A 16,651-nucleotide genomic window follows, 5' to 3' on the forward strand; every position below is an offset into this window, starting at 1 on the left:
TGTCCTACACGTCCCGCTTCTCCAGCAGCGCGTACGCGCCCGCGAACGCGACGGCCGTCACACCCAGGATGATCCACAGCGGGTCCCAGCCCGAAGGGCCGGACTCGCCGAGGGAGTTGGAGTAGAAGACGCTCAGCTGGTTCGGGATCGAGTACTCGAACAGGGCCGTGCGCACCTTCTCCAGCGACGACGAGAACATGAACAGCGCGATCACCAGCGGGGCGAGCACCGCGCCGATCATGATGGTGACGGCACCCGCCGAGTGCCGGATGACCGAGCCGATGATCAGCGAGAGCAGCCCGAGCAGCGCGATGTAGAGGCTGACGCCGACGGTGCCCTTCAGCCATTCACCGCTGGTCGGGGTCCGGGCCACGCCGTCCAGCATCGACACCTGCGTCATGGCCACGAAGGCGCTGGCCGCGAGGGTGATCACGAACGCGACCGCGAAGAAGACGATCGCCTTCGCCGCGAGCACGCGCGCGCGGGAGGGGCAGGCCACCATCGTCGTACGGATCATGCCCGTGCCGTACTCCGAGGCGGTCGTCAGCACGCCGAGCGTGATGATGCACATGCTGCCGAGCAGCAGCCCGAAGAAGCCGAGCGACAGCGCGTTGCCGCCGGACAGGTCGTCGGACGAGGAGGAGTTGCTGACCAGAGCGCCGGCCAGCAGGCCGATGCCGACCACCAGCAGGACGAAGACGCCGAGCGTCCACATCGTCGAACGCACCGACCTGATCTTCGTCCACTCGGACGCGATCGCGTGCCCGAGGTGGGTGCGCACCACCGGGATCGGCGAGATGTAACCGGGGTACGAACCGCCGGGCGCCGCCTGCGGCAGCGGAGGCTGGTGGGTGCTCATCGGGCGTCCTCGGGCTTGGTCAGGTCGGCGGGAGCGGGAGCGGGAGCGGGAGCAGGGGCGGGAGTGGGCGCGGGCGCGGCGGCGGGCGTCGGCTGTGCCGGCCCGGCCGCAGGCGCGGGCACCGGCTGCGCGTAGGGGTTCGGAGCGGCCTGGGGAGCCCCGTACGGGCCCTGCGGCGCACCGAAGGCACCCGGCGGTGCGACGGGCGCCCCCGGCGCGCCGTACAGCCCCCCGAACGGCTGGCCGCTCTGCTGGGGCGGCGGTGGGGCGTACCAGCCGGGCTGGCCCTGCCCGGGCACCGGCATCGGCGGCTGGGCGCCGGGCGGCAGGGGCTGCTGGAGGCCGGCCTTCTGGTCGATGCTGGAGCGGTAGTCGACCGCGCCCTGCGTCATCCGCATGTAGGCCTCCTCGAGCGAGGCCTGGTGCGGGGACAGCTCCCACAGCCGTACGTCCGCCTCGTGCGCGAGGTCGCTGATCCGGGGCAGCGGCAGCCCGGTCACCCTGAGCGCGCCGTCCTGCTCCGGCAGGACATGGCCGCCGGCCTCGGTCAGCGCCGAGCTGAGCTTCTCGCGCAACTGCGGCTCGGTGTCCGGGGTGCGCACCCGCGCGAAGTCGGCGGAGTTGGCCGAGATGAAGTCCGTCACGCTCATGTCGGCGAGCAGCTGGCCCCGGCCGATGACGATGAGGTGGTCGGCGGTCAGCGCCATCTCGCTCATCAGATGGGAGGAGACGAAGACCGTGCGGCCCTCGGCGGCCAGGGACTTCATCAGGTTGCGCACCCAGAGGATGCCCTCGGGATCGAGGCCGTTGACCGGCTCGTCGAAGAGCAGCACCTGGGGGTCGCCGAGAAGCGCGGCGGCGATGCCCAGGCGCTGGCCCATGCCGAGCGAGAAGCCCTTGGAGCGCTTTCCGGCCACGTCCTGGAGGCCCACCACCCGGAGCACCTCGTCGACCCGGCGGGCCGGGATGGCGGAGAGCTGGGCCAGGGAGAGCAGGTGGTTACGGGCGGACCGGCCGCCGTGCACCGCCTTGGCGTCGAGCAGCGCGCCGACCTGGCGGGCGGCGTTCGGGAGCTTGCGGTACGGGTAGCCGCCGATCGTCACCGCGCCGGCGGTCGGGTTGTCCAGCCCCAGGATCATCCGCATGGTCGTCGACTTGCCCGAGCCGTTCGGCCCGAGGAAGCCGGTGACGGCTCCGGGACGTACCTGGAAGGAGAGGTTGTACACGGCGGTCTTGTCGCCGTAGCGCTTGGTCAGGCCTACAGCCTCGATCATGCTCCGCACCCATCGAAAGGATCAGGACAGCGGGGCAGTCGCCCCCCGTAAGGGTTAGGAGGATATCGGGGAGCTGACGGTTCCGCCCAAGAGCATGCAAAGACTTCAGGTGACAGGGCCGGTCACTGGGCGTCGCGCCGCTTCAGCAGGACGTACCCGCCGGCCAGCGCGGCGATCACCCACAGCCCCATGATCCCGAGCCCGCCCCAGGGCCCGTACGGGACGTCGTCGCCGACTCTCGGCACCACCTGCATGATGTGGCTGCCCGCCTGGTCCGGCAGGAACCGGCCGATCTTCTTGGTCGCGTCGACGTTGCCGAGGATGTTGGAGACCAGGAAGAAGAACGGCATCAGGATGCCCAGCGACAGCATCGGCGAGCGGAGCATCACGGCCACGCCCATGGAGAACATCGCGATGAGCGTCATGTAGAGCCCGCCGCCGAGGACCGCGCGCAGCACCCCGGGATCGCCCAGATGGGCCCGGTGGGAGCCGAGCATGGCCTGCCCCAGGAAGAAGGCGGCGAAGCTGGTGACCATGCCGACCCCCAGCACCAGGGCCGCCGCGACCGCGATCTTGCTGAACAGGAAGGTGGCCCGCCCCGGCACGGCGGCCAGCGAGACCCTGATCATCCCGGTGCTGTACTCGTTGGAGACCACGAGCACCCCGAACACGATCATCGCCAGCTGACCGAGGGTCATCCCGGCGAAGCTGATGTTCGTCGGGTCGAAGGAGAGCCGTTCCCGCGCGGGCATCTTGGAGAACTGGCTGTTCGCCAGCCCGGAGAGCAGCGTCCCGACGGCCACGGTGACCACCACGGCCAGGGACAGCGTCCACACCGTCGAGGCGACGGACCGGATCTTGGTCCACTCGGACCGTACGACCTGAGTGACGACGGCCATGTCATGCCCCCTTGTCCCAGCCGGTGCCCCAGGCCTGTGGCACCGGGGGCGAGTCGGTGTGCGCGTGGTACTCGACGGACTCGGCCGTCAGCTGCATGAACGCCTCCTCCAGAGAGGCCTGCTGAACGCTCAGCTCGTGCAGCACGATCCCGTTCTGCGCGGCCAGCTCCCCGATCGGTTCGGCCTTTCCGCCCTCCGCCTCCAGGGCTCCGGTCCCCGTCTCGACGACGGTGATCCCGGCCCCGTGCAGCACGTCGAGCAGCCGCTCGCGCTGCGGGGAGCGGACCCGGACGTACGACCGTGAGTTCGTCCGGATGAAGTCCGCCATGGAGGTGTCGGCGAGCAGCCGGCCCTGCCCGATGACGACGAGGTGGTCGGCGGTCAGTGCCATCTCGCTCATCAGGTGGGAGGAGACGAACACGGTGCGGCCCTGGGCGGCGAGGGTCTTCATCAGGTTCCGGATCCAGTGGATGCCCTCGGGGTCGAGCCCGTTCACCGGCTCGTCGAACATCAGGATCCGCGGATCGCCGAGCAGCGCCCCCGCGATCCCGAGCCGCTGCCCCATCCCGAGCGAGAACCCCTTGGCCTTCTTCCGCGCCACCGCCGTCAGCCCGACGGTGTCCAGCACCTCGGCCACCCGCGCCCTCGGAATCCCGTTGCTCTGGGCGAGGCACAGCAGGTGGTTGAAGGCGCTGCGCCCGCCGTGCACGGCCTTGGCGTCGAGCAGCGCCCCGATGTACGTCAGCGGGTCCTTGAGCTGTTCGTACCGCTTGCCGTCGATCCGCACCCGGCCGGCCGTGGGGTGGTCGAGCCCGAGGACCATCCGCATGGTGGTGGACTTCCCGGCACCGTTGGGCCCGAGGAACCCGGTCACGATGCCGGGTCTGACGGTGAACGTGAGGTCGTCGACCGCCGTCTTGTCGCCGTATCGCTTGGTCAGGCCCGCCAGCTCGATCATGCGGCCACGCTAAGACCGGCTTACGGGGGCTGCCACCCGAGCGGGGTTCAGTTGCTGCGGCCGGGTCGGAGACGGCGGGGCCGGGGCGGGCGGGGGCCTACTCCTCCGGGTCCCAGGCCAGGAGCCGGTCGAAGACGCGTCGGTCGCCGTCGAGCTTCAGGGAGTCCACCGGGACCCGGCCGTACAGGGCGAGGACCAGCTCGCCGGCCGGGCCCGTGAGCGAGGCGTCGGCCGCGGGGGCGGAGGCGGGCAGGGGTGCCGTCCGCGCGCCGTCGGCGGAGAGCCACAGGCGCCAGGAGCGGCCCTCGGCGGCGCGGTAGTCGACGAAGGCCCGCACCCCCGAAGGGAATGCGGGCCTTTGTTGTCGCTAACGATTACCGGGACTGCTGAGCCGGGACCCCGCGGGAGATCGGCTCGTCCTCCGCCGGGGAGCTGGCGGCGGCCACCGCGGCGCCGGTCAGCGTGGCCAGCATCTCGCGGACGTTGGTCAGCTGGGCGTTGATGCTGTCGCGGCGGTTCGTCAGCGCGGCGAGCTCGCGCTCGGATTCCGAACGGATCCGGTCGGCCTTGGCGTTCGCGTCCGCGACGATGTCCTCGGCCTGACGCTGAGCCGTCTCGACCGTCTGGCGGGCCCGGCGCTCGGCGTCGGTGCGCAGCTTCTCGGCCTCCAGGCGCAGCTGCTCCGCGCGGTGCTCGATCTCCGCGAGGCGCTTCTCCGCCTTCTGCTGACGCGAAGCGAGGTCACGCTCGGACTGCTCGCGGCGCTTGGCGAGGTTCGTCTCGAAGTCGGCGGCGGCCTGCGCGGCCTTCGCGCGGGTCTCCTCGAAGAGGGCGTCGGCCTCCTCGCGCTTGGACTGCGCGTCCTTCTGGGCCTCCGCGCGCAGCTGCGAGGCGTCGCTCTTGGCCTTCTCGACGATCCGGACGCCCTCGTCCTCGGCCTTGGCCTTGCGCTCCGCCGCGAACGACTCCGCGTCGTTGCGCACCTGCTGGGCCGCCGACTCGGCGAGCTCCCGGTGCTGCTCGGCGGCCCGCCGGGCCTCCTCGCGCAGGTCCTTCGCCTCCTCCTCGGCGAGGCGGAGGATCTTCTCGACACGCGCGCCGAGACCGGCGTAGGAGGGCTCCGCGTCGCTGACGGCGGCCTGGGCGTTCTGCGTTTCGAGGTGGAGTTCCTCGATGCGCTTTTCCAGAGCGGTGATGCGGGCGAGAGCGCTGTCACGGTCGGAGACGAGCTTGGAGATCCGTTCGTCCACCTGAGCGCGGTCGTACCCACGCCGCACAAGCTCGAAGCCGTAGGGGGAAGTGTCGCTCATGGGTTTCCTGTCGAGTGAGACCGGTGAGGTGATAGGTGGAATCCTAGGGGCCGATGCGGTGTGTCATCGAGCGTATGCGTGTTTGATCTGGAGAATGACACCACTTTTGGGTGGCCGGCTGTGAGATCGCTTGCCAAAGCCTCCGCCAAAGGTTCACCCAAAAGCACCAGAACAGTACAGAACGGACCTCGGTTTCTAGCTTTCTGACGACTTGCCACCCGATCGAGGGGCCCCCACCGTACTGCCCGCCTTGACGCCGCCCTCCTTCGCGGACGGAGCCTCGAAGGATTCCAACGCCTCCAGGACGTCCTGGACACGGGAGATCTCGCCATTGATGTTCTCCCGCCGGCGCTCCAGGATCTCCAGCTCGCGCCTGCCCTCCTCGACCGTGCGGCGGGCCTCGCGGATCGCCTCGGCCTTGAGCTCCTCGGCCTCCCGGATCAGCGTGGCCTTCTTCAGCTCGGCCTCCTTGAGCAGCCCCTCGGCCTTCTTGACGGCGGCGATGCGGACCTTGCCCGCCTCGGAGCTGGCCTCCGAGACCAGGTCCTTGGCCTTGGCCTGGGCCTTGGCGAGCTGCTCCTCGGCGGCCTTGATGAGCGCGTCGCAGCGGTCGCCGGTGGACTTCATGGTCTCGGCGGCCTCGCGGCGGGCCCGCTCGTGCAGCTCCTCGATCTCGGCGGTGATGCGGTCGCGCAGCTCCTCGGCCCGCTCCCTGATCGCGGTGGCGTCCCGGCGGGCGCCGACCAGCAGCTCGTCCGCGTCCGTACGGGCCTTCTCCACCAGCGAGTTGCCCTCGACCGTGGCCTCGGACACCAGCCGGTCGGCCTCCTTGCGGGCCGCGCCCACCATGGTGTCGGCCTGCGACTCGGCGTCCGCGGTGGTCTTCATCGCCTGCTGCTGCGCCTCGGTGAGCAGCTTGTCCGCCTCGGCGGTGGTCTCGTTGATGAGCGTGTCGACCTGCTCGGCCACGTCCTGACGCCGCTTGTTGGCGTCCCTGCGGGCCTCGTCGAGGGTGCGGTCGGACTCCTCGCGGGCGGCGCCCAGCATCCGCTCGGCCTCGGCCTCCGCGTCCGCCTTCAGCCGCTCGGCGTCGGAACGGGTCCGGTCGGCGTGCAGCTGGGCGGAGCCGACCGTCTCGGCGGCCTCGGCACGCAGCCGCTCCGCGTCGCCGGTGGCGTCCGCGATCAGCTTCTCCGCCTTGGCGATGGCGTCCGCGCGGACCCGGTCGGCCTCCGCGATCGTCTCGTTCTGGAGCCGCTCGGCCTCGCTGCGCGCCTCGGTGATGAGGGTGTCCGCCTGGGTCGCCGCGTCCGAACGCATCCGGTTGGCGTCCTCACGCGCCTCGGCACGCGTGCGCGTGGCGTCCTGGTCGGCCTGGGCGATGGTGTCGGAGGCGTCGGTGCGCACCCGCTGGGCGTGCGCGGCCGCCTCGGACCGCAGCCGCTCCGACTCGGTCATCGCGTCGGCGACGGTCCGCTCGGCGAGCGCCTTCGCCGCCTCGGACGCCTCGGCCGCCTCGCGCCGGATCCGGGTCGCGTCCTCGCTGGCCCGCTCCCGCTCGGCGTAGGCGTCGGCGCGGACCCGGTCCGCCTCCTCCTCGGCCTCCCGCCGGGTACGGTCGGCGGCGTGCTCGGCGGCCGAGCGCAGCCCGGTGATCTCCTCCTGCGCCTGCTCGTGCAGCCCGGCGACCGAGTCCCGTACCTGCTGGGCGTGGAGTTCGGCGGCCGACACCATCTCGGTGGCCCGCCGGTCCGCCTCCTCGACCAGGCGTACGGCCTCGGCCTGCGCCTCCTCGACCCGGTTGCGCGCCTGGGCCAGCAGGTCCTCGCTCTGCTCGCGGGCCCGCTCCCGCTCCTGGCCGGCCTCCTCGCGCGCCGAACCGAGCAGCTCCTCGGCCTCCCGGCGGCGGCGCGCGGCCTCCTCCTGGGCGGCGGCCAGCGTCTCGGACGCCTCCGTGGACAGCCGCTCGGCGGCCGCCTGCGCCTCGGCGCGCACCCGGTCGGCGCTGTCCTGGGCCTCCTGCTTGAGCCGCTCCGCCTCGGCCGCGGCCTCGGACCGCAGCCGTACGGCGATGCTCTCGCCCTCCGCGCGCGATGCCGACGCGTCGGCGGCGGCCTCGTCGCGCAGCCGCTGGGCCTCGGTCTCGGCCTGCTGCTGGAGGGTGCGGATCCGCTCCGCGGCCTCGCCGCGCAGCCGGTCGATCTCCTCGGCGGCCTCCCGGCGGATCCGGCCGGCCTCCTCGCGCGCCTCGGTCAGCGACCGCTCGGCCGCCGCCAGCCGGTCCTCGGCCTCGGCGTGCAGCCGGGTCAGCTCCTCGGCGGCCTCCGCGCGCCGGGCCTCGACGCCCCGCTCGGTCTCCTCGCGCAGCTCGGCCGCGGCCCGCTCGGCGTCCGCCCGCACCGCCTCGGACTGCTCCTGGGCCTCCGCGCGGAGCCGGTCGGCCTCCTGCCGGGTGCGCTCCAGGGTCTCCTCGGCCTGCCGGCGCAGCATGGTCGCGCGCTCGATGGCCTCGGTGCGGACCTTCTCGCTGTCCGTGGTCGCGGTCTGCCGCAGCTCGTCGGCGTCGGCCTTGGCCTTGGCGAGCAGCTCCTCGGCGGACCTGGCGGCCTCCTCGATCTGCTGCACGGCCTCGCGCCGGGCCTCGGCGCGGATCGACTCGCCCTCGGCGACCGCGTCGGACCGCAGCTGCTCGGCCTCGCCGCGCAGCCGGCGGGCCTCCTCCTGCAGCTCGACCGTCTTGGCGCGGTACTCCTTGGTGTCGTCCTTCGCCGTGCCCTTGAGCTGCTCGGCGATGTCGTGCGCCTCGGCGCGCAGCCGGTCCGCCTCGGTCTCCGCCTCGGTGCGGATCCGCTCGGCCTCCTCGGCGGCGGCCCGCGTGGTCCGCTTGGCCTCCTCGGAGGCCTTGTTGAGGACGTCCTCGGCGGTCTTGGCGGCCTTGGCCAGCTGGGAGGCGCTCTCCTCGGCGGTGAGGCTGCGGGCCTTCTCGGAGGCCTCGGCGATGATCTTCTCGGCCTCGGCCCTGGCGTCCGCGACGACCTGCTCGGCGTCCGCCTTGGTGGCCTCCGCCTCCTTGGTGGCCTCGCTGACCAGCCTGGCGACCTGCTCCTTGGCGGTCTGGGTGCGCTGCTGGTTGGTGGCCTCGGCGGTGGAGAGGGCCTTCGCGGCGTTCGCCTCGGCCTCGGCGACCAGCTTCTCGGCCTCGGACTGCGCCTTGCGCAGTGCCTCCTCGGCCTCCGTCATCCGCTCCTCGGCGGCCCGGCTCAGCTCACTCGCCTGCCGGCGGGCCGCGTCCGACTCCGTCACGGTGGAGTTGCGCAGCTGCTCCGCGTGGTCGGTGGCCTCCTGGGCCTGGGTGGACGCGGCGTTCAGCAGCCGCTCGGCGTCCCGGCGGGCGCGCAGCAGGATCTGCTCGGCCTCCGCGCGGGCCGCCTCGGCGTCGCTGGTCAGCCGCTGCCGGGCCTCGTCCGTCAGCCGCTGGGCCTCGGCGCGGGCGGCGGCCATGGCCTGCTCGGCCTCGGCCCGCGACTCGTCGAGCAGCCGGCGGGCCTGCGACTCGGTGCGCGCCCGCAGCTGCTCGGCCCACGACACGTTCTCGTTGACGTGCGACTCGACGGTCTGCCGGCGCTCGGCCAGCTCCTGGTCCAGCTGCTGGCGGCGGGTCACCGCCTCCTGGTGCAGCTCGGCCTGGAGCCGCGCGGCCTGCTCGGCGTGCTCCTGGAGGATCCGCTGGGTCTGCGCCCGGGCCTCCGCGGCCACCCGCTCCGCCTCCTGGCGGATCTGGTCGGCCTGCATCTGGGCGTTACGCAGCAGCTGCTCGGCGTGGTAGCCGATGTCACCGCCGTCGAACGCGGGCCGGGACATGATGGTGCGCCGCGCCTCGTGCAGCTTGGCGCGCAGCACCTCGACCTGGTAGCCGAGGTCCTCGGCATGCTGGATCGCCTTTTCCCGCTCGGTCTTCAGCCGTTTCATCTCGGCCTCGAACCGAGTGAGGTGGTCGACGTCAGCCGCCGGCTCTCGCTCCTGGCTCTCGTAGCCCCGCACTGCGCGGTCCCATCCGTCCCCTGGTCGCAACCTTCTCCGAACGAGCTCCGTCCATCCGCCGAACGGGGCCCCCGGGGAATGGTGTCAGATCAACGGCGGAGCACGGGCTGCTGCCCCGACGCTCGTCCCCCGAAACCCGGACCCCGGCATGCGGCCGCCCCGGCCCTGCGAACCTGCGAAGGGACGACCGCCCCCAACCCTACCGGCCCATATGTACGAGGGTCAGTGCTCAGGTGACTCAACAGCCGCCGAAGTGACCAGTTCTGTCAGTACGCCGTGGCAATCCTTCGGGTGCAGGAAGGTGATCCGCGACCCCATGGAGCCGATCCGTGGCTCCTCGTACAGAACGCGTACGCCCTTGGCGCGGATGTCGGCCGCGTCCCCGTCCACATCCGCCGTACCGAAGGCGATGTGGTGCACCCCCTCGCCGTTCTTCGCGAGCCACTTGCCGACCGCCGAGTCCTCCCGGGTCGGCTCGAGCAGTTGCAGGTAGGAGGCGCCACCGTCGGACGTCTCATTGATCTTGAGCATGGCCTCGCGCACGCCCTGCTCCTCGTTGACCTCGGTGTGGAACACCTCGAAGCCGTACGTGGCCCGGTAGAACTCGACGGTCGCGTCGAGGTCGTGGCAGGCGATCCCGATGTGGTCGATTCGCGTCAGCATGAACTCAGTGCAGCGCCACGGCGATGGTTACGCAACGTGCCAGCGATCACACTGACGGCCCGATGACGGCACGGAGTGCCACGCAATACATTCGAAGGACACCCTCATCTGGGGGGATCCCCCAGACCCCCCCACTCGTTCACTCCTCGGCAGTGCAGCCGGTAAGGGGATTCGCAGCTCATGACTTCTGGAAACTCTGGAACCACCTCGGTGATCGTCGCGGGCGCGCGAACGCCCATGGGACGACTGCTGGGCTCGCTGAAGTCCTTCTCCGGAGCCGACCTCGGCGGCTTCGCGATCAAGGCCGCCCTCGACCGTGCGGGGATCGGGGGCGACCAGGTGCAGTACGTGATCATGGGGCAGGTGCTCCAGGCCGGCGCCGGGCAGATCCCGGCCCGCCAGGCCGCCGTGAAGGGCGGCATCCCGATGAGCGTCCCGGCGCTCACGGTCAACAAGGTGTGCCTCTCCGGCCTCGACGCCATCGCGCTCGCCGACCAGCTGATCCGCGCGGGTGAGTTCGACATCGTGGTCGCGGGCGGCCAGGAGTCCATGACCAACGCCCCGCACCTGCTCCCGAAGTCCCGCGAGGGCTTCAAGTACGGCGCGATCGAGATGCTCGACGCGATGGCGTACGACGGCCTGACCGACGCCTTCGAGAACATCGCCATGGGCGAGTCCACGGAGAAGCACAACACGCGCCTCGGCATCCTGCGCCCCGAGCAGGACGAGATCGCCGCCCTGTCCCACCAGCGGGCCGCCGCCGCGCAGAAGAACGGCGTCTTCGAGGCCGAGATCACCCCGGTCGAGATCCCGCAGCGCAAGGGCGAGCCGGTCGTCTTCAGCAAGGACGAGGGCATCCGCGGCGACACCACGGTGGAGTCGCTGGGCAGGCTCCGCCCGGCGTTCACGAAGGACGGCACGATCACCGCCGGCACGTCCTCCCAGATCTCGGACGGCGCCGCGGCCGTGGTCGTGATGAGCAAGGCCAAGGCCGAGGAACTGGGCCTCGACTGGCTCGCCGAGATCGGCGCCCACGGCAACGTGGCCGGACCGGACAACTCCCTCCAGTCCCAGCCGTCCAACGCCATCCTGCACGCCCTGAAGAAGGAGGGCCTGGAGGTCTCCGACCTCGACCTCATCGAGATCAACGAGGCCTTCGCCGCCGTCGCCGTCCAGTCAATGAAGGACCTCGGCGTGTCCACCGAAACGGTGAACGTCAACGGTGGTGCGATCGCCCTGGGCCACCCCATCGGCATGTCCGGGGCGCGCCTTGTGCTGCACCTGGCCCTTGAGCTCAAGCGCCGGGGCGGCGGGGTCGGCGCGGCCGCGCTGTGCGGTGGCGGCGGTCAGGGCGACGCGCTGATCGTGCGGGTGCCGAAGGCCTGAGTACGTTTCGCTGAGCGAACGGAAGCGAACGGAGCGAACGGAGCTGTGATGCAGGACGTCTCCTCACTGGTGGCCCAGGCCAGGGAGGGCCGACCGCGTGCGGTGGCCCGCCTGATCTCCCTGGTGGAGGGGGCGTCCCCACAGCTCAGGGAGGTCATGGCGGCGCTCGCCCCGCTGACCGGCAACGCCTATGTGGTGGGTCTGACCGGTTCCCCCGGAGTCGGCAAGTCGACCTCCACCTCGGCGCTCGTGACCGCCTATCGCAAACAGGGCAAACGGGTCGGCGTCCTGGCCGTCGACCCGTCCTCCCCCTTCTCCGGCGGCGCCCTCCTGGGCGACCGCGTCCGGATGTCCGACCACGCCTCCGACCCCGGCGTCTACATCCGCTCGATGGCCACCCGGGGCCACCTCGGCGGCCTGGCCTGGTCGGCACCCCAGGCCATCCGGGTCCTGGACGCGGCGGGCTGCGACGTGATCCTCGTCGAGACGGTCGGCGTCGGCCAGTCGGAGGTCGAGATCGCCTCCCAGGCGGACACGAGCGTGGTGCTGCTGGCCCCGGGGATGGGCGACGGCATCCAGGCGGCCAAGGCCGGAATCCTGGAGATCGGCGACGTCTACGTCGTCAACAAGGCCGACCGGGACGGCGCGGACGCCACCGCCCGCGAACTGAACCACATGCTCGGCCTCGGCGAGTCCCGCGGCCCCGGCGACTGGCGCCCGCCCATCGTCAAGACGGTCGCCGCCCGCGCGGAGGGCATCGACGAGTTGGTGGAGGCCCTGGAGAAGCACCGCGCCTGGATGGAGGAGCGGGGCGTCCTGACGGAGCGCCGGCTGGCCCGCGCCTCCCGCGAGGTCGAGACCATCGCGGTCACGGCCCTGCGCGAACGCATCGGCGACCTCCACGGAGACCGCCACCTCGGCGCCCTCGCGGAGCGCATCGTGGCAGGCGAACTGGACCCGTACCGCGCGGCCGACGAACTGGTGGCGGGACTGACGGAGGGCTGACGCCGGCCGATCTCCCGTCCCCGCTGCTAAGTTGACGGGATGTTCCTCTCCTTGGCGTAAGAGCGCACCCCGCGCCCGCGGCACACGCCTGTCCTGTGCCGCGGTGCGCTTCGGTGTCCCCTCTTCCGTCTCTGCCTGAGGACCCCACCCATGTCCGCGCCGACCTCGTCGCGTCCTTCGCATGCCCAGCGGCCCTCCTACGCCGCCGTCCTGCGCGTCCCGTACGCGCGCCACACCTTCCTGGCCGCCCTCGCGGCCCGTCTCTCCTACGGCACGGTCTCGCTGTCCGTGCTGCTGTCCGTGACCGGGGCGACCGGCTCCTATGCCGTCTCCGGCCTGGTGATGGCTCTCTTCGGCGGCACGGTGGTCCTCCTGCTGCCCGTCCGGGCCACCTTGGTCGACCGCTACGGCCCACGGCGCGTCCTGCCGCCCCTGGCGGCCGTCTACAGCGCTCTGCTCTGCCTCCTGGCCGCCCTGACCTGGCGACCCGGCGCGCCACCGGCGGCCCTCGCCTCGGGCACGCGGTGACAGCACGCAGCAAGCGGCGGACGGGACCTGAACACCCGTCCGCCGCTTTCGGTTGCTGTCCGTGGTCACGGGCGCCCGCGCTGCCCCCGCAGGTGTTCCGCGATCGGCTTCAGGCCCTTGTCCAGTTCTATGAGTGCCTCCGGTGACAGCAGGTCGATGAAGTGCCGCCGCACGGAGGCGACATGATGTGGCGCCACCTTCTTCATCGTCTCCATGCCGTGCTCGGTGAGGACGGCGTACAGTCCGCGGCGGTCCGACTCGCAGTTCTCGCGGCGGACCAGGTTCGCGTTCTCCATGCGGGTGATCTGGTGGGACAACCGGCTCTTGGACTGGAGAGTGGCGGCGGCGAGGTCGCTCATCCGCAACCGGTAGTCCTCCGACTCGGACAGGTTCACCAGGATCTCGTAGTCGTTCATTGTCAGGCCGAACGGCTGCAGGTCTTTTTCGAGCTGGTACGTCAACAGCCTGTTGACCTCCAGGTGGGTGCGCCAGGCGCACTGCTCCGCATCGGTCAGCCAGCGCGTGGCCGTCTCGGTCTCCATGAGTGAAGTCTACCTAAAATGTTGAAAGGCGAACTAGTGAGGGTGGTGTGACTGTGCGCACGCGTTCGATGTCACACTCCGCAGACTACCGCTCACAGCCCGAAGCGACGCTGGAGGTCTCCCAGCTGTCCGGGAAGGCGCGGTGTGCCCGGTTGCTGTGGATGGCCTGTGCCGGGGACGCCTCCGCCGGGCACTCCGGGCTCGTGCGGAACCGCTCCCGTGGCCTGCTCGGCCATCAGGGTCTCGGTGGACTGGAGCAGGACCGTGCCGGCCCCCACGAACTCGAACTGGTGCTCCTCTCCGGAGGCCCCGCCGAGGCCCGTCAGTGCACGTAGACCGCCCATCACACCGGTCATGTACCCATGGTCGTAGTGGTGGCACGGGGAGGGGCAGTCGGCCCACCCCACCAGTGCCTGCGGGTCCACCCGGATGGGGGGTTCCATGAACACCACCGGGCCGTTGGACGCGGCCACAAACTTTCCGGTTCCTATAAGGGTCAGAAAACCGGGAACGATCGATTGCTTCAGCGCGAGACTTGGCTGAAAAGCGAGCAGGTTGCCCGAGCGAATGGTCAGGTTGCCGTCGTCCAGGTCGTAGGAGTTCACATCGAAGGCCCGGTCGGCGAGGAGCATCTTGCCCGAGCCCTCCGCCACCACCCAGTCGCTCGCGTGCAGAGGCGAATGGAAGGAAGTGCGGACCAGACGGTCCAGCCGGCCGTGTCCCACGCCGTTGAAGTCGATCGCGCCGTAGTAGGCGATCATCTTCCCCTTCTGAAGGAACCACTGGCCGCTCTTGAGCTCCACGCAGAAGGTGTACTTGTTGACGTTGTCGTCGACGGGGAGGGTCATGGGGTCGTACACGACCGGCCCGGCCGCTCCGGCGGCCCCGTATGCGCTCACAGCTTCTCCTCCGACGCCTGCACGTACACCATGCCGTTGCCGCTGAGCTCCAGCTGGAACGCCTCACCGGAGCCGCGGCCCACCATGTCCCGCCAGCCGAGCGCGGACGACAGCTTGTTGCGGACGTCGCCGTGGTGGGCGACGTAGGCCTGCGGGTCCACATGGACCGGGCGCTGCGGAGTGATCGGGATCTCGAAGACCCCGCCGTGGGCCATCACCGCGACCGCGCCGTGGCCCTTGAGGGTGGTGGTGAACAGGCCCTGGCCGGTGACCTGACCGCGCACCATGCCCATCACGCCGCCCTGGGAACCCATGAACATCGTCCCCTGCTGCAGCGTGCCCTCGAAGGCGAGCAGCCGGTCCGCCTCGACGTAGAGGGTGTCGCCGGTGAGGGTGATGACCTGGACGTGGTGCCCGCCGTGCCCGAAGAAGACCGTGCCGCTGCCCTCGACGGTCATCAGGGGGGTCGCCTCGCCGGCGACGCGGCGGCCGATCATGGACATCAGGCCGCCCTGGCCGCCCTGGATGTTGGGGGTGAAGGACACCTCGCCCTTGTAGGCGAGCATCGCGCCGCGCTGGCTGAACAGCCGCTGCCCGGGCACGACGGTCGCCTCGACCATCTTGGAGTTCACCTCGCGCAGGGCCATGTCAGATGTCCCCCGCGATCGTGTTCCGCTCGCTCGGCTGTACGTACACCAGGCCGTCTCCCTCGAACCGGATCTGGAAGGCCTCTCCGCCGCCCTCACCGAAGAACGTGCGGAAGGTCACACCCGACTGGAAGGACTGGCGGAGGTTGCCCTGGTGGGCGATGTAGGCGCCCGGGTCGACGGTCAGCGGGTACTGCGCGCTGACCCTGAGCACCACCGCCGGGCCGTCCGACATGATCGCCGCCTGGCCGTGGCCCTCGACCGTGGTGGTGAACAGGCCGTTGCCCTGGGAGGCGCCGCGCAGGCCGGTGAACGTGGTGCCGGTGCGCAGGCCGGCGTCGGTCGCGAGCAGGTTGCTCGACTCGACGTACAGCTTGTCGCCCCGCAGGCCGACCAGGTTGATCTCGGACGCCCGGTCCGCGAACCAGCACGTCCCGTGCCCCTTCACCTCCATCACCGTCATCTGCTCGCCGGTGAGCCGCCGGGTCACCATCCCGCGCAGCCCCTCGCCGCCGCCGCTCAGTTTCTTGAACGCCATCTGCCCGTCGTACGCCACCATCGAGCCGTTCTTCGCCTTAACGGCATCCCCGGTCATCTCGACGGCGAGCACCTTGCTGCCCTGGAGTCGGAACATCGCCACGCTGCGAAGGTAGCCGCAGGCAGACGGCGGCGACAGGTCCCGGAGGTGGACATCGCCCCCGATCCGTCCCCTAGGGGGCGGATCGCTGGTCGGCCGGGAGGCGTATCACCGCCGTCCCGGCCGTCAGGTCGACCGTGGACCTCGGCGGGGCGCCGTCCTCCTCGTCGCCGCGCACACCCTCCCACCCCCGCGCGGGGGCCGCGAGGCTCTTTTGCCACAATGGTTGAACGTTTGTGCTCACGTTCACAAAGAGTGGACGTCTCTCCCACCGAAGGTGACCCGTGGACATCAAGACCGCCACCGCCATCCGCCGCCTGCGCCTGGTCTCCGCCCCGGAGGCCGTCTCCTTCCTGATCCTCCTTGTCTGCTCGGTGCTCAAGCGGACCACGGACTTCAACGCGGTGCCCGTGATGGGCGCGATCCACGGTGTTCTCTTCATCCTCTACGTGATCTTCTGGGCCGACGCCTGGAACCGCACCAAGTGGTCCCTGAAGACCGGCCTCTTCTACTTCGTTCTCTCCGTCCTGCCGACCGGCGGCTTCTTCGCCGAGCGCAGGCTGCGCCGTGAGGCCGAGGACGCGGTCATCGCGTCCCGCGCCCGCCAGGAAGGGACCGTGAACGCATGATCGTCGCCTTCTCCGTGACGCCGCTGGGCGTGGGCGAGGACGTGGGGGAGTACGTCGCCGACGCCGTCCGGGTGGTCCGCGAGTCCGGGCTGCCCAACCGCACCGACGCCATGTTCACCTCGATCGAAGGGGAGTGGGACGAAGTGATGGACGTCGTCAGGCGTGCCGTCGCCGTCGTCGAGGAGCGTGTCCCGCGCGTCTCCCTGGTCCTCAAGGCGGACATCCGGCCCGGTGTCACCGACGGGCTCACCAGCAAGGTGGCGACGGTCGAGCGGCACCTCGCCCAGTAGCCGACAGCGAACGGAGCCCCGGCCTCCTCGGCGAGGCCGGGGTTTTCTTCCGCCGCCTGATTGAGCGATCGCTCAAAAATCGGT

General features: G+C 70.9%; 16 protein-coding genes and 2 pseudogenes. 5 read left to right on the forward strand and 13 right to left on the reverse strand.

Going from position 1 to position 16,651, the window contains the following annotated elements; genetic code table 11:
- Positions 1-4 precede the first annotated feature (4 nt).
- From AB0P24_RS33085 to mce, 8 genes are all read right to left on the reverse strand, one after another.
- Positions 5-859: an ABC transporter permease gene (locus tag AB0P24_RS33085; protein ID WP_365800514.1), complete on the reverse strand. Its 855-nt coding sequence runs from the start codon at positions 857-859 to the stop codon at positions 5-7.
- Positions 856-2,133, reverse strand: coding sequence for an ABC transporter ATP-binding protein (locus tag AB0P24_RS33090; RefSeq protein WP_365800516.1), 1,278 nt, complete (start codon positions 2,131-2,133; stop codon positions 856-858). Before AB0P24_RS33090 ends, AB0P24_RS33085 begins: the two co-directional genes overlap by 4 nt.
- A gap of 122 nt (positions 2,134-2,255) precedes the next feature.
- Entirely contained in the window at positions 2,256-3,032 is a 777-nt protein-coding gene (locus AB0P24_RS33095) for an ABC transporter permease (RefSeq protein WP_365800518.1), read from the reverse strand.
- Between the two features lies 1 nt (position 3,033).
- Positions 3,034-3,990: an ABC transporter ATP-binding protein gene (locus AB0P24_RS33100; RefSeq protein ID WP_365800520.1), complete on the reverse strand. Its 957-nt coding sequence runs from the start codon at positions 3,988-3,990 to the stop codon at positions 3,034-3,036.
- 97 nt (positions 3,991-4,087) lie between these two features.
- On the reverse strand, positions 4,088-4,327 hold the full coding sequence (locus AB0P24_RS33105; protein WP_365800522.1) for a hypothetical protein: 240 nt from the start codon (positions 4,325-4,327) through the stop codon (positions 4,088-4,090).
- Positions 4,328-4,364: 37 nt separating this feature from the next.
- Entirely contained in the window at positions 4,365-5,300 is a 936-nt protein-coding gene (locus AB0P24_RS33110; protein ID WP_365712633.1) for a cellulose-binding protein, read from the reverse strand.
- 195 nt (positions 5,301-5,495) lie between these two features.
- Complete coding sequence (scy, locus tag AB0P24_RS33115) at positions 5,496-9,341, reverse strand: polarized growth protein Scy (RefSeq protein ID WP_365800524.1); 3,846 nt, start codon at positions 9,339-9,341, stop codon at positions 5,496-5,498.
- Positions 9,342-9,563: 222 nt separating this feature from the next.
- On the reverse strand, positions 9,564-10,004 hold the full coding sequence (gene mce, locus AB0P24_RS33120; protein ID WP_089098737.1) for a methylmalonyl-CoA epimerase: 441 nt from the start codon (positions 10,002-10,004) through the stop codon (positions 9,564-9,566).
- 180 nt (positions 10,005-10,184) lie between these two features.
- Here mce and AB0P24_RS33125 point away from each other — a divergent pair, with 180 nt between their 5' ends.
- The 3 genes and pseudogenes from AB0P24_RS33125 to AB0P24_RS33135 form a co-directional block, all read left to right on the forward strand.
- Positions 10,185-11,390, forward strand: a complete 1,206-nt coding sequence (locus tag AB0P24_RS33125; protein ID WP_365800527.1) for an acetyl-CoA C-acetyltransferase — start codon at positions 10,185-10,187, stop codon at positions 11,388-11,390.
- Positions 11,391-11,438: 48 nt separating this feature from the next.
- Positions 11,439-12,395: a methylmalonyl Co-A mutase-associated GTPase MeaB gene (gene meaB, locus AB0P24_RS33130; RefSeq protein ID WP_234542223.1), complete on the forward strand. Its 957-nt coding sequence runs from the start codon at positions 11,439-11,441 to the stop codon at positions 12,393-12,395.
- A gap of 150 nt (positions 12,396-12,545) precedes the next feature.
- Positions 12,546-12,890 (forward strand): annotated as a pseudogene (locus AB0P24_RS33135) (MFS transporter); the annotation flags it as partial.
- 98 nt (positions 12,891-12,988) lie between these two features.
- Here the strand turns inward: AB0P24_RS33135 and AB0P24_RS33140 are convergent.
- The 5 genes and pseudogenes from AB0P24_RS33140 to AB0P24_RS33160 all read right to left on the reverse strand — a co-directional run.
- The gene (locus tag AB0P24_RS33140) at positions 12,989-13,465 is read right to left on the reverse strand and encodes a MarR family transcriptional regulator (protein WP_365800529.1); all 477 of its coding nucleotides are present in this window, start codon (positions 13,463-13,465) and stop codon (positions 12,989-12,991) included.
- A 92-nt stretch (positions 13,466-13,557) separates the two neighbouring features.
- Positions 13,558-14,313, reverse strand: coding sequence for an AIM24 family protein (locus AB0P24_RS33145; RefSeq protein WP_365800604.1), 756 nt, complete (start codon positions 14,311-14,313; stop codon positions 13,558-13,560).
- A 47-nt stretch (positions 14,314-14,360) separates the two neighbouring features.
- Positions 14,361-15,011 (reverse strand): AIM24 family protein, encoded by a 651-nt coding sequence (locus tag AB0P24_RS33150; protein WP_362747124.1) that lies wholly within the window; start codon positions 15,009-15,011, stop codon positions 14,361-14,363.
- Position 15,012: 1 nt separating this feature from the next.
- Positions 15,013-15,645 carry an AIM24 family protein gene (locus AB0P24_RS33155; protein ID WP_365800606.1) on the reverse strand — a complete coding sequence of 211 codons (633 nt, stop codon included), beginning with the start codon at positions 15,643-15,645 and terminating at the stop codon, positions 15,013-15,015.
- A 76-nt stretch (positions 15,646-15,721) separates the two neighbouring features.
- Positions 15,722-15,826: pseudogene (locus tag AB0P24_RS33160) on the reverse strand (DUF6191 domain-containing protein); the annotation flags it as partial.
- 106 nt (positions 15,827-15,932) lie between these two features.
- Here AB0P24_RS33160 and AB0P24_RS33165 point away from each other — a divergent pair.
- Positions 15,933-16,277: a DUF3817 domain-containing protein gene (locus AB0P24_RS33165; protein WP_365800531.1), complete on the forward strand. Its 345-nt coding sequence runs from the start codon at positions 15,933-15,935 to the stop codon at positions 16,275-16,277.
- On the forward strand, positions 16,274-16,567 hold the full coding sequence (locus AB0P24_RS33170) for an MTH1187 family thiamine-binding protein (RefSeq protein ID WP_181806956.1): 294 nt from the start codon (positions 16,274-16,276) through the stop codon (positions 16,565-16,567). The genes AB0P24_RS33165 and AB0P24_RS33170 overlap by 4 nt, the downstream gene beginning before the upstream one ends.
- Positions 16,568-16,651: the final 84 nt, after the last annotated feature.

The organism is Streptomyces sp. NPDC086519 (genome assembly GCF_040686075.1).
Lineage (GTDB): Bacteria > Actinomycetota > Actinomycetes > Streptomycetales > Streptomycetaceae > Streptomyces > Streptomyces shenzhenensis.

Coding starts and splice junctions, on each gene's coding strand:
- AB0P24_RS33085 (WP_365800514.1), bottom strand. CDS start 859: ATGAGCACCCACCAGCCTCCGCTGCCGCAGGCGGCGCCCGGCGGTTCG.
- AB0P24_RS33090 (WP_365800516.1), bottom strand. CDS start 2,133: ATGATCGAGGCTGTAGGCCTGACCAAGCGCTACGGCGACAAGACCGCC.
- AB0P24_RS33095 (WP_365800518.1), bottom strand. CDS start 3,032: ATGGCCGTCGTCACTCAGGTCGTACGGTCCGAGTGGACCAAGATCCGG.
- AB0P24_RS33100 (WP_365800520.1), bottom strand. CDS start 3,990: ATGATCGAGCTGGCGGGCCTGACCAAGCGATACGGCGACAAGACGGCG.
- AB0P24_RS33110 (WP_365712633.1), bottom strand. CDS start 5,300: ATGAGCGACACTTCCCCCTACGGCTTCGAGCTTGTGCGGCGTGGGTAC.
- mce (WP_089098737.1), bottom strand. CDS start 10,004: ATGCTGACGCGAATCGACCACATCGGGATCGCCTGCCACGACCTCGAC.
- AB0P24_RS33125 (WP_365800527.1), top strand. CDS start 10,185: ATGACTTCTGGAAACTCTGGAACCACCTCGGTGATCGTCGCGGGCGCG.
- meaB (WP_234542223.1), top strand. CDS start 11,439: ATGCAGGACGTCTCCTCACTGGTGGCCCAGGCCAGGGAGGGCCGACCG.
- AB0P24_RS33140 (WP_365800529.1), bottom strand. CDS start 13,465: ATGGAGACCGAGACGGCCACGCGCTGGCTGACCGATGCGGAGCAGTGC.
- AB0P24_RS33145 (WP_365800604.1), bottom strand. CDS start 14,313: ATGACCCTCCCCGTCGACGACAACGTCAACAAGTACACCTTCTGCGTG.
- AB0P24_RS33150 (WP_362747124.1), bottom strand. CDS start 15,011: ATGGCCCTGCGCGAGGTGAACTCCAAGATGGTCGAGGCGACCGTCGTG.
- AB0P24_RS33155 (WP_365800606.1), bottom strand. CDS start 15,645: ATGTTCCGACTCCAGGGCAGCAAGGTGCTCGCCGTCGAGATGACCGGG.
- AB0P24_RS33170 (WP_181806956.1), top strand. CDS start 16,274: ATGATCGTCGCCTTCTCCGTGACGCCGCTGGGCGTGGGCGAGGACGTG.